5 protein-coding genes are annotated in these 16,895 nt (G+C 39.2%); all 5 read left to right on the forward strand.

The window, feature by feature from the left end:
• The first annotated feature begins 19 nt into the window (after positions 1 to 19).
• Positions 20 to 3,064: a T9SS type A sorting domain-containing protein gene (locus tag KQS_RS05740; protein WP_014388251.1), complete on the forward strand. Its 3,045-nt coding sequence runs from the start codon at positions 20 to 22 to the stop codon at positions 3,062 to 3,064.
• A gap of 2 nt (positions 3,065 to 3,066) precedes the next feature.
• Positions 3,067 to 7,575, forward strand: coding sequence for a choice-of-anchor L domain-containing protein (locus KQS_RS05745; protein WP_014388252.1), 4,509 nt, complete (start codon positions 3,067 to 3,069; stop codon positions 7,573 to 7,575).
• Positions 7,576 to 7,638: 63 nt separating this feature from the next.
• The gene (locus KQS_RS05750) at positions 7,639 to 8,559 is read left to right on the forward strand and encodes a PorP/SprF family type IX secretion system membrane protein (RefSeq protein WP_014387399.1); all 921 of its coding nucleotides are present in this window, start codon (positions 7,639 to 7,641) and stop codon (positions 8,557 to 8,559) included.
• Between the two features lie 21 nt (positions 8,560 to 8,580).
• The gene (locus KQS_RS05755; RefSeq protein ID WP_014388253.1) at positions 8,581 to 10,446 is read left to right on the forward strand and encodes an OmpA family protein; all 1,866 of its coding nucleotides are present in this window, start codon (positions 8,581 to 8,583) and stop codon (positions 10,444 to 10,446) included.
• 382 nt (positions 10,447 to 10,828) lie between these two features.
• Positions 10,829 to 16,756 carry a T9SS type B sorting domain-containing protein gene (locus KQS_RS05760; RefSeq protein WP_014388254.1) on the forward strand — a complete coding sequence of 1,976 codons (5,928 nt, stop codon included), beginning with the start codon at positions 10,829 to 10,831 and terminating at the stop codon, positions 16,754 to 16,756.
• The last annotated feature ends 139 nt before the right edge of the window (positions 16,757 to 16,895 follow it).

The following is a 16,895-nucleotide window of genomic DNA, read 5'->3' on the forward strand; positions in this document are numbered from 1 at the left end:
TAATCAATAAGATAAGGCTATGAAACAACACTACATTAAAGTCAAACTAAATGCTTTTATTCATAGTATCGCTATGTTTTTTGCTTCATTTGCATTCAGTGCTACAATTTATGTAAATAATGCTGATGTTACTTTAGCTGGAGATATCTATTGTGGTGCTATAGGAAATGATGCCAATAGTGGTCTTGCATCAAATTTACCAAAATTAACACTTAATGCTGCATTAGCAATTGCAAATAATGGGGATATCATCTATGTCGATACGGGTTCTTACAGTGGTGCGTTGAATCGTTCATTGGCTATTAATAAAGAAGTTCAAATTATTGGTGCTGGTGAAGGGAATACTGTTTTTGATAATGCCTTAAATACGCAACGTTGGGCTACCATTACCGCAAATAACGTTAAAATATCGAAATTAACAGTAACTCGTTTTGCACTTGCAACTGACGGAATAGCATTAGCAATTACTAGTGGAACTAATATAGAACTAAATCGAGTGTTAATCTATGCTAATGTGGGAAGTGCAGGTCAGGGTGCTGTATTTATTAGTGGTACTACAACTAGTGTAACGATTAAAAATTCGGGTAGTCCTTGTAACCGTGTAGCAGCAGCAAATTATGGAGGTGGTTATAAAATTGACGGTTCAACAGTACTTTTTGATAATTGTAGTATCAATAATAATATTGTCTCGGCTATTCAAGGTGGTGGAATATTAATTATAGGGAATACTGCAAATGTAACCATCAATAATACAACCTTTGATGATAATGAAGCGGCAGCTGGGGGAGCTATCTGTATTCAAAATGGAACGGTTAACATAAATAATTGTTGTTTCAATGGGAATACAACTAATGCTGGGGCAGGGAATAATTTAGGAGGAGGTGCCATTTTAGTGCAAGCTTCTACTAATGGTACAACAACCAATATTAATGTAAATAATTGTAGTTTCACTAATAATTCAACCGGACCTGCAAGTTCAGATGGAGGTGCAGTTAGTGTTGTTAATTTAAATAGTCCAACTTGTAATTTAACTTTTCTAACCTGTTCTTTCGCAAATAATAATGCGCAAGATAAAGGTGAAGATGTGTTTTTTGATCTAATTAATGCTCCAGTTTTTAATGTGATTTTTAGAAATAATTCGTTTTTATCAGTTTATAGCGGTACGCAAGTAAATTTGTATAATCAAGATTTTTCTGCAGCATTTATTAAGTTTGAACAACAAGCCGGTTTGGGGGCAAATGGCGATATTGTAGCTGACGGTAGCGGTGTGAGTATTTCTAAACCTGAAATGACTGGAGTTTATACCGAATCTTCTACAGTTTTACCTGTTGGTTTACCTGTAACAAGATGTTATGATCGATTTGACGGGGCTTGTGGAACAACTTCGGCAACAATGGCATGTATAACAGAGAATAGTTGGAATGGTGCTACTTGGTCAAGAGGAACAGCTCCTACAGTTTACGAACATGTTATTTTGAATGCTAATTATAATACGTTAACTCACGGTAATATTAACGCCTGTCAAATGACTGTAAAATCGGGGGTTACTTTAGATATTGTAGATGGTACAAATGGAACTTATGTGTACGTTGTGAATTCTATTTTTAATTCAGGTACTATCAATGTTTCTTCTAAAGGAAATTTGGTTCAAGTAAATCATCCTAATGATTTGAATAACGAGCCAATCGTAACTCCATCTATCAATTTTACAAAAAATACGGGTAATAAAATAAGATGGGATTATATATATTGGAGTAAGCCTATCGCAAATGCAGTATTATCTAATTATGCTACCAATTTCGACTTAAAATATTTTTGGGATCCCGATTTTTGTATCGCAGGTATAGATCATAGCTATTTGGGTTGGCAATTTTTATCAAGCGAACCATCAGTTGGAACCGGATTTATTACACGAGTGAAAACGGCAGCGGGATTAACACCTACAAATATTCAATTAAATTATTCCGGACTTTCAAATAATGGAGATTATTCAGCTACTATTAAGTATTATGATACGAATGATAATGCTTTCAGAAATTTTACATTGTTAGGTAATCCATATCCTGGTGCCATTAAATTTGAAAATTTTTATAACGATAATAGAGATAAAATATACGGTACTGTTTACTTGTGGTCGGCTAATACACCCTATCCTGGTAGTGGAGAGTACCAACAAGCAGATTATGCTTCTTTCAACTTAACTGGTGGAGTGGGTGTAGCTGGAGCTTCAACACAATCTCCAAATGGAATTTTACCTAATGGTTATATCGCTTCTGCACAAGGTTTTATGGTTCGTCCAAAAGTAAACGGAACGGTTACGTTTAAAAATTCACAACGAACTAAAGATATTCCAAGTAATAATCAATTTTATCGTTCTCAGGCTGTAACAAGCACAAATTCTACAAAAGATCGTTATTGGTTGAGAATAACAGATGAAAGTGGTCGATATAACGAACAATTAATTGGTTATTTACCCGAATCATCTTTGGATTTTGATGAAGCTTATGACGGTCCAATTAATTCTTTAGCTACTTTGAAGTTTTATTCTAAATTAGGTCAAGAAAAATTGGTAATCCAAAGCCGTGGAGCATTTTCTGAAACGGATACCCTTTCAATTGCTTATGAGTCTTCTATTCAAAAAAGTCACTATCAAATTAGTATGACTCAAAAAGAAGGTGTCTTTGAAAATCAAGCAGTTTATATTCACGATAAATTACTTAATTTTTACCAAAACTTACAAGATGGTGCTTATATTTTTTGTCCAACATCCGATGATAAAAACAGATTTGAAATCATTTATAAAACAAAACAGAGGGAAATTGTAAACCAAGTAAATGAAGGTATAAATATTTTGGCTTACCAAAATCAACTCGAAGTAACATCATTCGCACCTATTTCTTCTGTAAAGGTGTTTGATTTGCAAGGTAAATTAGTTTTAGAAAAATACCCTCAAACCAATACAACTCATGTACAATCTGCACTTGTTTTAACACAAGGGGTATATCTTGTAACTGTTGATACCCATAATAAAACCAATAAAACTACCAAAATACTAATTCAATAACAATGAAACTAAAAACTACATTACTTTTAATTTTTGTTTGTTGTTTTTTCAGCAAAAGCTGGTCGCAACTTACAATCAATAACACGCTATATACTCCCACGCAGTTGGTAAATGGAGTGTTAGTACCAACAGGAAGTGGAACAACGATTTCAAATGTACAATTTTCTGGGGTGTATAATAATACTGGTCGGTACCAAGTTGGGTATTTTACTACTGCCGGACCTACTTTAACTCAAATGGGGTTTACCAGTGGAGTGGTTCTAACAACGGGTACTACTTCTACTATTCCTTTAACTTTAGGTGCTGATCCCGGTGCTACTCAAATGGCTACGGCTTATACTTCTTGTACTCCTGGTGAAATTAGACAAGGCGGAACTTGTCCCACAGTGAGTAATGATTTAGATATTTTGGCTGGAGCTCAAAACTTTTTTAATGCCGCTATATTAGAATTTGATTTTGTACCTGTCCAAAATGCTGTTACCTTTAGGTATATTTTCGGTTCTGAAGAGTATAATGATAGTAGTACTTCGGCTGGGGATATTAATTATAATTGTTCTTCTTATAATGATAAGTTCGGATTTTTAATTAGTGGTCCTGGAATTGCCGGAGGTCAAGGCTATACAAATAATGCAAGAAACATTGCACGATTAGCTAATGGTGCTGAAGTTTCAATTAATTCTGTTAATGATGGTGTGGTGGGTTCAAGTGCCTCTCCTCAAAATGCCTCGTATTGTGTAGCAGCTAATGGAGCATGGGTTCAAAATACACCCACTCCTGAATTTTTAGGTACTATTAATGGAACACAATTAAATGGTAATACTCGTATTCTATCGGCAACACAAACAGGTTTAACTCCTGGTCAGACCTATCATATTCGTTTGATTATAACTGATGTGAATGATGCTACTTACGATAGTGTGGTTTATCTTGAAGCGGGAAGTTTTACAACGGAATTAACATGTAATGCCGGACCGGATCAAAGTTTATGTAATGTAACATCTACTTCATTGGCAGCAACATCTCCCGCAACAGGGACTTGGTCTGTTGTTTCAGGAACAGGTACTTTTTCCAATGTGAATAGTCCAACGGCAACTGTTTCTGGTCTGTCATTAGGGGCTAATACTTTTAGATGGACAGCATCTGATTTGTCTTGTTTTGATGAGGTAACAATTACTGTTTTAGCTACACCAGCGGTTCCAACAATAAACACTGTTGCGGCAACTTGTTCGGCAGCAGGAAGTTCAAGCATCGCAAATTATGTAGTAGGTCAAACCTATGTGTTCACGCCAGCAGGTCCAACTGTAGGCGCAGGAGGTGCTATCTCAGGCATGATTACAGGTACATCTTATACAGTAACGGCAAGTAACGGAAGTTGTACTTCAGCGAGTTCAGCGTCTTTTAGTAACGCAGCACAGTTGGCTACACCAGCGGTTCCAACAATAAACACTGTTGCGGCAACTTGTTCGGCAGCAGGAAGTTCAAGCATCGCGAATTATGTAGCGGGTCAAACCTATGTTTTTACACCAGTAGGTCCAACCGTAGGAGCAGGTGGTGCTATTACCAGCATGATAACAGGTACATCTTATACAGTAACGGCAAGTAACGGCAGTTGTACTTCAGCGAGTTCAGTGCCTTTTAGTAACGCAGCACAGTTGGCTACACCAGCGGTTCCAACAATAAACACTGTTGCAGCAACATGTTCGGCAGCAGGAAGTTCAAGCATTGCGAATTATGTAGCGGGTCAAACCTATGTGTTCACGCCAGCAGGTCCAATCGTAGGCGCAGGGGGTGCTATCTCTGGAATGATTACGGGTACTTCTTATACAGTAACGGCAAGTAATGGCAGTTGTACCTCAGCAAGTTCAGCGTCTTTTAGTAACGCAGCACAATTAGCTACACCAGCGGTTCCAACAATAAACAGTGTAGCAGCAACTTGTTCGGCAGCAGGAAGTTCAAGCATTGCGAATTATGTAGTGGGTCAGACCTATGTGTTCACGCCAGCAGGTCCAACCGTAGGCGCAGGAGGTGCGATTTCAGGTATGATAACAGGTACTTCTTATACAGTAACAGCTAGCAACGGAAGTTGTACTTCAGCGAGTTCAGTGCCTTTTAGTAACGCAGCACAGTTGGCTACACCAGCAGTTCCAACAATAAACACTGTTGCGGCAACATGTTCGGCAGCAGGAAGTTCAAGTATTGCGAATTATGTAGTAGGTCAGACCTATGTATTCACACCAGTAGGTCCAACCGTAGGCGCGGGTGGTGCTATCTCTGGAATGATTACGGGTACTTCTTATACAGTAACGGCAAGTAACGGAAGTTGTACTTCAACCAGTTCAGTGCCTTTTAGTAACGCAGCACAGTTGGCTACACCAGCAGTTCCAACAATAAACACTGTTGCGGCAACATGTTCGGCAGCAGGAAGTTCAAGCATTGCGAATTATGTAGTAGGTCAGACCTATGTATTCACACCAGTAGGTCCAACCGTAGGCGCAGGAGGTGCTATCTCTGGAATGATAACAGGTACTTCTTATACAGTAACAGCAAGTAATGGCAGTTGTACTTCAACCAGTTCAGTGCCTTTTAGTAACGCAGCACAATTGGCTACACCAGCGGTTCCAACAATAAACACTGTTGCGGCAACTTGTTCGTCAGCAGGAAGTTCAAGCATCGCGAATTATGTAGTGGGTCAAACCTATGTATTCACACCAGTAGGTCCTACTGTAGGCGCAGGAGGTGCTATTTCAGGTATGATAGCTGGTACTTCTTATACAGTAACGGCAAGTAACGGAAGTTGTACTTCAACCAGTTCAGTGCCTTTTAGTAACGCAGCACAGTTGGCTACACCAGCAGTTCCAACAATAAACACTGTTGCGGCAACATGTTCGGCAGCAGGAAGTTCAAGTATTGCGAATTATGTAGTAGGTCAGACCTATGTATTCACACCAGTAGGTCCAACCGTAGGCGCGGGTGGTGCTATCTCTGGAATGATTACGGGTACTTCTTATACAGTAACGGCAAGTAACGGAAGTTGTACTTCAACCAGTTCAGTGCCTTTTAGTAACGCAGCACAGTTGGCTACACCAGCAGTTCCAACAATAAACACTGTTGCGGCAACATGTTCGGCAGCAGGAAGTTCAAGCATTGCGAATTATGTAGTAGGTCAGACCTATGTATTCACACCAGTAGGTCCAACCGTAGGCGCAGGAGGTGCTATCTCTGGAATGATAACAGGTACTTCTTATACAGTAACAGCAAGTAATGGCAGTTGTACTTCAACCAGTTCAGTGCCTTTTAGTAACGCAGCACAATTGGCTACACCAGCGGTTCCAACAATAAACACTGTTGCGGCAACTTGTTCGTCAGCAGGAAGTTCAAGCATCGCGAATTATGTAGTGGGTCAAACCTATGTATTCACACCAGTAGGTCCAACCGTAGGCGCAGGAGGTGCTATCTCAGGCATGATAACAGGTACATCTTATACAGTAACGGCAAGTAACGGCAGTTGTACCTCAGCAAGTTCAGCGTCATTTAGTAACGCAGCGCAATTGGCTACACCAGCGGTTCCAACAATAAACACTGTTGCGGCAACTTGTTCGGCAGCAGGAAGTTCAAGCATCGCGAATTATGTAGCGGGTCAAACCTATGTGTTCACACCAGTAGGTCCAACCGTAGGCGCAGGAGGTGCGATCTCAGGAATGATAACAGGTACTTCTTATATAGTAACGGCAAGTAACGGCAGTTGTACTTCAGCGAGTTCAGCCTCTTTTAGTAACGCAGCGCAATTGGCTTTACCTGCTACTCCAACAGCTACAGTAACGGTTCAACCTACTTGTGCTAATCCTACAGGTACGATTGTAGTGACTAATCCAATAGGTGCCAATTTTGAATATTCGTTAAACGGCGGTGCTTTTCAATCGTCTACTACTTTTGATAATTTAACTCCTGGAACTTATACAATAGAAGTTATAAATACTTCAACAACTTGTGTGTCTAATGTTTCTGTTGTTTATACAATATCGGCAGTTCCATCACTTCCAACAATAACAATTGACGCTGGTTGTGAAGATGAAAAATACATTTTAAACGCAAATACCTCGGCATCAAATGCAACATATACATGGTACGACAGTTTGAATAATGTAATAGGTAATCAAGCAACATTACAAGTAACAGAAGAAGGAAGTTATGAAGTTGAAGTAAATGTTAATGGATGTGTAAACAGTATGCAAATTTTAGTTGATGATATTAATTGTATCATTCCTAAAGGGGTATCTCCTAATGATGATGGTAAAAATGATTTTTGGGATTTGAGTAATTTGAATGTTGAAAAAGCAGAAATTTTTAATCGTTACGGCACTTTAGTGTACCAGAAGTTAAATTATTTGAATGAATGGAATGGTCAATCAGACCAAGGACATCAATTACCAACAGCCACTTATTATTATGTTATTTTCTTTAAAAATGGAAAAACAAAAACGGGTTGGGTATATTTAAACAGACAAAATTAATAAAGTAGTACAGTAAGCTACCCTTTTGAATAGGGGGTAGCTTATTTTATAAGAGAATAAGTTATGAGAAAAATATATTTAGTAGTATTACTATTAACGGTTTTTGGTTCTGATTTGTTTGCTCAGCAGGATCCTCATTATACGCAGTATATGTATAATATGAGTGTTATGAATCCGGCTTATGCAGGTAGTAAGGAGTCATTATCTATGGGTTTGTTGTATAGAAAGCAGTGGGTTGAGATAGAGGATGCACCTACGACTGCGACTTTATTTGGTCATGCTCCAGTTGGGAAGAATGTAGGTATGGGTTTATCGGTTATTAACGATAAGATTGGTCCTGTTGAGGAGAACAATATTTATGGTGATTTCAGTTATACATTGAATTTAGGAGGAGATCATAAATTAGCCTTAGGTTTAAAGGCTGGTTTAACGTTGCATAATGTTGATTATTTTACGGAGATTGCGCCTACTTTACCAGATCCTAACGATGATTCATTTGCTAAGAATGTTAGTAATAGTTATTTTAATTTTGGTACGGGATTATTTTATTATACGAATAAGTACTACTTGGCTTTGTCTGTTCCTAATATGGTTAAGGCTCAGCATTTAGATTTTAATGGCAGGAGTTATGGTAGTGAGGTGAGTCATTATTTTTTAACAGGGGGTTATGTTTTTGATTTGAATGAGAGTTTAAAGTTCAAGCCTTTTTTCATGTTGAAGAGTGCGTTTGATGCGCCTACTTCGTTGGATGTATCGACAAATTTTTTATTTAAGGAGAAGTTTGAGATTGGCGCGACGTATCGTTTAGACGACAGTTTTGGAGCGATGGTGAATTATGCTATTACACCGAGTTTAAAATTAGGATATGCCTACGATCATATTGTATCGGATTTAAAGGTGACTACCCCGGCATCACACGAGGTTATCTTGTTGTTTGATGTTAATTTCAGCAAGAAGGTATCACGTTCACCGCGTTATTTTTAATCTATTCAAAGAAGAACAGACATGAGAAGACTATATATATCAGCCGTTGCATTATTGCTTACAACAAGTATTTATGCACAGAATAAGGACACAAAAGACGCGGATAAGCTATTTGATCGTTTAGAATATGTTGATGCAGCCCAAGCTTATTCCAAATTAGTAGAGAAAGGCAAAGCGGATGCTTATGTTTACAAACAGCTTGGCGATTGTTACTACAATGTTTTTAACACTAAGGAAGCGGTTACGTGGTATGCTAAGGCCGTGGAGCGCCCACAAGAGGCGGAGGTGTATTACCGTTATGCCCAAATGTTAAAAGCAGAAGGGAACATGCAGGAGAGTAACAAACAAATGGCCCAATTTGCCAAGATGCAGCCAAACGATGCTCGAGCTAAAGCGTTTACCAATAACCCTAATGTGGTGCAACAACTCCAACAACAAAGTAAGTTATACAACATCAAGAAATCGGATGTGAGTAGTGATAAGGCCGACTTTGGTGCGCAGTTAACCAATAACAATGAGGTTTATTTTGCGAGTGCTAGAAACACCGCAAGAAAGAAAAACGGTATGGATGAACAACCGTACTTAGACCTTTATAAGGCAACAAGAAACACAGACGGAAGTTTGAGTCAAGCTACGGAAGTAGTGGAGTTGAATACCAAATGGCACGATGGCCCTGCGGCTATTACCTCTGATGGTAGTACGATTTACTACGGTAGTGAGAGCTTCAACCAAAGTGAATTCCAAAAGGATAAAACAAAGAAATTAAAATACGGACAAATCTACTTATACAAAGCCACAAAAGGGGAAGGGGATAAGTGGACAAATGCCAAAGCATTACCTATTAACAGTAAAGAATACTCGGTTAGAAACCCAAGTATCAGCAAAGACGGTAAGACGTTGTATTTTTCATCAGACATGCCAGGCGGTATGGGTGGCGAAGACATCTGGAAAGTAAGTGTTGATGGCGATAGCTATGGTACACCAGAGAACCTTGGAAGTGGAGTCAACTCAGAAGGGAACGAGAGTTTTCCTTATATCACGGATGACCATGTGCTATTCTTTGCGTCAAACGGTAAACCAGGATTTGGTGGCTATGATGTGTTTACATACAACACCACTACAAAAGAAACCAAGAATGTTGGTGCTCCGGTAAATACGGAGAAAGACGACTTTGCGTTTAGCTACAATAAAGAGAAAAAGGTAGGTTACTTCTCAAGTAATAGAGAAGGGAACGACGATATTTTCCAAGCCGATCCGATTTGTGGTGTGGATGCTTTAGTGAAAGTTATGGATGCAGAAACAGGTAAATTATTAGCTGGAGCACAAGTAACGGTAACAGATGCTAAAAACAAAGCTGTTGGCACACAAGAAACGGATGAATCAGGAGCAACGAAATACGGATTAGCTTGTGAACAAAGCTATGGCGTAACAGCAACAAGAAGTGGATACGAGCCAGGAAGTGCTACGATGAAACAGAGTGAAGGCGGAAGCGAAGTGATAGAAGTAAATCTAACCCCAATCAAGCCAATCATCACCGAGAGAGAAGTTATATTACAACCGATTTACTTTGAGTACGACAAGTCGAACATCACAGCACAAGGCGCTGAGGAGTTAGACAAGTTAGTACAAGTAATGAACGAGTATCCGAATATGGTGATTTATGCAAAATCGCACACCGATAGCAGAGGAAGCGACAGCTACAATTTGAGATTATCCGACCGAAGAGCTAAGGCTACGGTACAATACATCATCTCAAAAGGTATTGCAAAAGAACGTATCTCAGGCAAAGGTATGGGAGAAACTGAACCGAAAGTTTCTTGCACAAACTGTTCTGAAGAAGAACATGCACAAAACAGACGTTCAGAGTTCTTAATTGTAAAAAAATAAATTAGTTAAGTTAAGCACAGTAAAACCAAAGTTGAACTTTACAACTTTGGTTTTTTTTGAATTTACTATCTAAATCTGAAATCAAAAAAAATGATATTTTTTTATTTTTTGAATAGAGAAATAATTGTAGTTTTGACCTGATGATAAAATAGAGAGAGTAGTTTTTTTTCATTGTTAATTCACAATAGTTAGTTATAGTAGTTTGGTTATTACTATTGTGTTATAGTTACTTAAGGTATTGCAAAAAAATGCAATACCTTTTTTGTTTTCAATAGCTTACAACTGTAGTATAGATGTCTAAACTGAAATACAAAAAACATCGTTTTTTTTTATTTTTTATAATGCTAACTCATCTAAATTTGGAAGTATAAATAATTCTAAAATGAATAGTAAATCAATCTTTGTTTCTATCCTATTATTAGGTTTCGTAATCAATATAAAAGCTCAAAATATTTTAATAAGCCAATCAGGTACGGTTAATGTGGTGGGTGGTGAAATATTTTATGATGCAGGTGGTGCCGCCGGTAATGACGGAAACACGAGTTACACGATTACCTTGATGCCTCCAGCTGGGAAAAGTGTATGTGTTGATTTTACTTCTTTTAGTTCATTTGAAGCCTTAGATATTTTTGATGGCACTACTACAGCTGCTACAAATATAGGAACCTTAAAAGGGAATTATAGTACAGCGTATAATGCTGCTGGAACTCCATATAATACAGGACAGCCTGCTTTAGGAGGTGTGGTTCAAGCAGAACTAAAGCCTGGTATTTTTTGTGCAAATAATTCCACAGGAGCATTGACTTTCCGATTTACTAATGCATCTGCTTCTCAATCTTCGGGTTGGGTAGGAAATGTATCTACTTATACTAATGCCTCATTAGGTTGTACTGTTGATATAACTGCTAGTCCAACAACAATATGTTCGGGTAATAGTGTCACATTGACTGCTACTGGAGCTATCGGTACAGGTTTATTGTCAAATACTTTTAACTCAGGAACCATCGGAACAGGATGGAACGCAACTCCAGGCGGAATTATTTTTACTAATGTTTTAAGTTGTGAACCAAATGGTTTGTATACCACAAAAAAAACTGATAATTCAACGTATGCTTGGATGCAAAATGTAGCGGCGCCTCGTGTCCTTGAATCGTTAAACTTTGATGTGAGTAATGGAGGAGTGTTAAGTTTTGATTTTAGAGCGGCATCGGATGATAATGGAGGAAATGGCTGTGAGGCAAATGATGATAAGGAAGGTGTATATGTGCAATATTCAACAAATAATGGCGCTACTTGGGTAAACATGAAATTAATGTTTCCTAGCTTAGAAAGTAATGTTGGAGCATCTGCCAATATTGGAGCAGGTACTTATGTGTATAATTGGAACAGAACTACTGTACCCATCCCTGCAGCCGCTCAAACAACTGCTACAAAATTTCGCTGGTACCAACATCAATCAACAACAGGTTCACAAGACAGTTGGGGAATTGATGATGTGAGTATTATCAAATACAATCCAACTACGTTAACCATAACGGATTTATCTTCTGGAACGGTAGTAGCTACTTCTGCTTCATTGTCTACTTCAGCTACGGTAACTCCAACTTCTACACGTACTTATCGTGCGACTATATCTGATGGTACAACGAGTTGTACTAAGGATATTACGATCACTGTAAATGGGAGTACTCCAACAACTATTGCGTACAGTGCTCCTTCCTACAGCAATTCAAATACAACAATTCAAAATGTAACGGTTACAAACGGACCTGTAACTGGAACTTATACAGCAACACCAACAGGTTTATCAATTAACGCTACTACTGGTGCAATTAATCCAAGTTTAAGTAGTGTAGGAATCTATACTATAACTGTTCCAACTTCTTGTGGTACAGCTACTACTACCATTGAAATTGTTAATTCTTCTTGTGCTTCCTGTACAACAGCTACATGCCCTGTTTCATCAATTACAGTACCAACGGTTACTCTAGGCCAAACGAATATTACAACAACACTTAACGCAGCGGGTGATCAATTAGGAAATCCAGCTTTGAATCCAGGTCAAAATATTACGATTTGTGTGCCTGTTACAGTGCCTGTTGGATCAACAGTATTAGGATTTAAACAATTATCTTCTTCAAGTCCTGGTGGTTGTGCTACTCCATCGGAAGAAGTTATAACCTATCAATTAAAACCAGCAGCTGCGTGTGCGGGTGCTCCAATTATCCCTAATAGAACAAATGCTTCTCCTGTAGCTAGTGGATTTAATCCAGAATGGGATAATTTAACACCAGGTAATTATGTGTTGTGTTTTACATTACAAGTAACGAATACGGCACTTTGTTCTAGTGTCGATTTACAAGGTTTAGGGTATTACAATGTAATTCCTGTTTGTACTCCACCAGCGGTTCCAACAATAAACAGTGTAGCAGCAACTTGTTCGGCAGCAGGAAGTTCAAGCATTGCGAATTATGTAGTGGGTCAGACCTATGTGTTCACGCCAGCAGGTCCAACCGTAGGCGCAGGAGGTGCGATTTCAGGTATGATAACAGGTACTTCTTATACAGTAACAGCTAGCAACGGAAGTTGTACTTCAGCGAGTTCAGCCTCTTTTAGTAATGCAGCGCAATTGGCTACACCAGCGGTTCCAACAATAAACAGTGTAGCAGCAACTTGTTCGGCAGCAGGAAGTTCAAGCATTGCGAATTATGTAGTGGGTCAGACCTATGTGTTCACGCCAGTAGGTCCAACCGTAGGCGCGGGTGGTGCTATTACCGGCATGATAACAGGTACATCTTATACAGTAACGGCAAGCAACGGCAGTTGTACCTCAGCGAGTTCAGCGTCTTTTAGTAACGCAGCACAGTTGGCTACACCAGCAGTTCCAACAATAAACACTGTTGCGGCAACTTGTTCGGCAGCAGGAAGTTCAAGCATCGCGAATTATGTAGCGGGTCAGACCTATGTATTCACACCAGCAGGTCCAACCGTAGGAGCGGGTGGTGCTATTACCGGCATGATAACAGGTACATCTTATACAGTAACGGCAAGTAACGGAAGTTGTACTTCAGCGAGTTCAGCGTCATTTAGTAATGCAGCGCAATTGGCTACACCAGCGATTCCAACAATAAACACTGTTGCGGCAACTTGTTCGGCAGTAGGAAGTTCAAGCATCGCGAATTATGTAGTGGGTCAAACCTATGTATTCACACCAGCAGGTCCAACCGTAGGCGCGGGTGGTGCTATTACCGGCATGATAACAGGTACATCTTATACAGTGACGGCAAGTAACGGCAGTTGTACTTCAACTAGTTCAGTGCCTTTTAGTAACGCAGCGCAATTAGCTACACCAGCGGTTCCAACAATAAACACTGTTGCAGCAACTTGTTCGGCAGCAGGAAGTTCAAGCATCGCGAATTATGTAGCAGGTCAAGCCTATGTATTCACACCAGTAGGTCCAACCGTAGGCGCAGGAGGTGCTATTTCAGGTATGATAGCTGGTACTTCTTATACAGTAACGGCAAGTAACGGAAGTTGTACTTCAACCAGTTCAGTGCCTTTTAGTAACGCAGCGCAATTGGCTACACCAGCGGTTCCAACAATAAACAGTGTAGCAGCAACTTGTTCGGCAGCAGGAAGTTCAAGCATTGCGAATTATGTAGTGGGTCAGACCTATGTATTCACACCAGCAGGTCCAACCGTAGGCGCAGGGGGTGCTATTTTAGGAATGATTACAGGTACTTCTTATACAGTGACGGCAAGTAATGGTAGTTGTACCTCAGCAAGTTCAGCGTCTTTTAGTAACGCAGCACAATTAGTTACACCAGCGGTTCCAACAATAAACACTGTTGCGGCAACATGTTCGGCAGCAGGAAGTTCAAGCATTGCGAATTATGTAGTGGGTCAAACCTATGTATTCACTCCAGTAGGTCCAACCGTAGGCGCAGGGGGTGCTATTTCAGGCATGATAACAGGTACATCTTATACAGTAACGGCAAGTAACGGAAGTTGTACTTCAGCAAGTTCAGCGTCTTTTAGTAACGCAGCACAGTTGGCTACACCAGCAGTTCCAACAATAAACACTGCAGCAGCAACATGTTCGGCAGTAGGAAGTTCAAGCATTGCGAATTATGTAGTGGGTCAGACCTATGTGTTCACGCCAGTAGGTCCAACCGTAGGAGCGGGTGGTGCTATTACCGGCATGATAACAGGTACATCTTATACAGTAACGGCAAGTAACGGCAGTTGTACCTCAGCAAGTTCAGTGCCTTTTAGTAACGCAGCACAGTTGGCTACACCAGCAGTTCCAACAATAAACAGTGTAACAGCAACTTGTTCGGCAGCAGGAAGTTCAAGTATAACGAATTATGTAGCAGGTCAAACCTATGTATTTACACCAGTAGGTCCAACCGTAGGCGCAGGAGGTGCTATCTCAGGCATGGTTACAGGTACATCTTATACAGTAACGGCAAGTAATGGCAGTTGTACTTCAGCGAGTTCAGCGTCTTTTAGTAACGCAGCGCAATTACCTTTAGTTACACCTACATTTACAACAGTAGCACCTATATGTTCTGGAGGAAGTTTATCGGCATTACCTACAACATCGACAAATGGATTCACAGGAACATGGTCTCCAGCTTTAAATAATACAGCAACAACGACGTACACGTTTACACCAACAGCAGGGCAATGTGCTTCATCAACTACTATGACTGTTCAAGTATATGCACCGCCAACTGTAATATTTACTGGTGCAACAAACTATTGTGACGGTAGTAGTACGTTACTTAACTTAACAAGTAATGTTCCAGGAGCAACTTTTACATGGAACGTAGTTGCATCAAATTGTACTTCTGGAATTGGATTTGTTGAATCGGGAAGTGGAACTACAATAGTTCAACAGTTAGATTTAATCAATGGTCTACAAACCGGATATGTAACGTATTTAGTAACCCCAATGGCCAATGGTTGTTATGGTATGCCTGTTCAAATTTCGATTACAATAAATCCAGTTCCTGTCGTAACGGCTACCATTTTGAACAATCCTATTTGTTCTGGTGAAATGACCAATATAACTATGACAAGTTCTATTGCTTCAACTACTTATACCTGGATAGTTTCTTCTCAAGTAGGAGTTTCAGGAGCGTTACCGGGTTCTGGTACTACCATTAATCAAATACTGACGACCACAGGTCCGGTAGCTGGTACGGTTACGTATTCCATTACTCCTGTATATAATGGTTGTTTAGGTACACCAGTTTCAATTAGTGTAACCGTGAATCCAAAACCAGAGATTATAGGTACATTGGTACCGCAATATATTTGTAGTGGAGGAATGACAAATATTACAGTTGCTGCCTCTTTAGCAGGAACGCAATTCAGTTGGACAGTGGTTTCACATAATAATGTTACTGGTTTTAGTAACGGTAATGGGTCTTTAATTCAACAAACGTTAACCACGCTTACAAATGCCCAAGGCTATGTTATTTATGAAGTTACACCTCAATTAAATGGTTGTTCCGGTGTCCCACGACAATACATCGTGTATGTTAATCCGTTACCAGCTCCAGATTTAATTGACGGACATATATGTGTAAATCAAACAACAGGAGTAACTTATCAAGGGTATTGGTTACTGAGTGGTGTTCCAGCCAGTGGTTATATTTTTGAATGGTATTATAACGGTAGTACTACTCCAATAGCGGGTGCAACAGGCCCCAATTATTTAGCACAATTAGCAGGAACTTATAAAGTAGTGGTTAAAAATGTAGCTACTGGTTGTATTGGAAGTGATACAGCAACTGTTATTGAAGTATATCCAGCTACTTCCTTTACGGTATCAGTTTCAGAAGCCTTTACAGATAATGCAACTATTACGGTTGTTGTAAATCAATTGGGTACGGGTTCTTTGTTGTATCAATTAGATGAAGGAGCTTATCAAACATCCAATGTGTTTGAAGGAGTTGAACCGGGTGTACATGTGGTTACTGTAGTAGATGAAGAAGGTTGTACTTTTTTAACAGAGGAAGTAATAGTGATTGATTATCCTAAATTCTTTACTCCAAATGGTGACGGTTACAATGACACTTGGAATATTATAGGTTTTGAATCAGAACATCAACCGGTGCTTTATATTTTCGATCGTTATGGAAAGTTATTGAAACAGATCAATCCTTTAGATCGAAATGGTGGATGGGACGGAACGTATAATGGAGCTCAAATGCCTTCAACAGATTATTGGTTTACCGTAGAATTTACAGAAAAAGAACAAAGAAAAGTATTTAAATCACACTTCTCAATGAAGCGATAAAAGGAAAAGATTATGCATAATAAACAAAACACAATTACTATCATTTTAATAATAATAAATACATTATTTTCTATTGGGTTACTTGTATTTGTAATGCAATTGAATTAATCTAAAGTCTTGAAAAACAATTTTATAATAT

This window comes from Flavobacterium indicum GPTSA100-9 = DSM 17447, assembly GCF_000455605.1.
In the GTDB taxonomy this organism is placed as follows: domain Bacteria; phylum Bacteroidota; class Bacteroidia; order Flavobacteriales; family Flavobacteriaceae; genus Flavobacterium; species Flavobacterium indicum.

Bases quoted from the DNA above. Each gene is read 5' to 3' on its own strand.
- KQS_RS05750 (WP_014387399.1), top strand. From the start codon at position 7,639: ATGAGAAAAATATATTTAGTAGTATTACTATTAACGGTTTTTGGTTCT.
- KQS_RS05740 (WP_014388251.1), top strand. From the start codon at position 20: ATGAAACAACACTACATTAAAGTCAAACTAAATGCTTTTATTCATAGT.
- KQS_RS05760 (WP_014388254.1), top strand. From the start codon at position 10,829: ATGAATAGTAAATCAATCTTTGTTTCTATCCTATTATTAGGTTTCGTA.
- KQS_RS05745 (WP_014388252.1), top strand. From the start codon at position 3,067: ATGAAACTAAAAACTACATTACTTTTAATTTTTGTTTGTTGTTTTTTC.
- KQS_RS05755 (WP_014388253.1), top strand. From the start codon at position 8,581: ATGAGAAGACTATATATATCAGCCGTTGCATTATTGCTTACAACAAGT.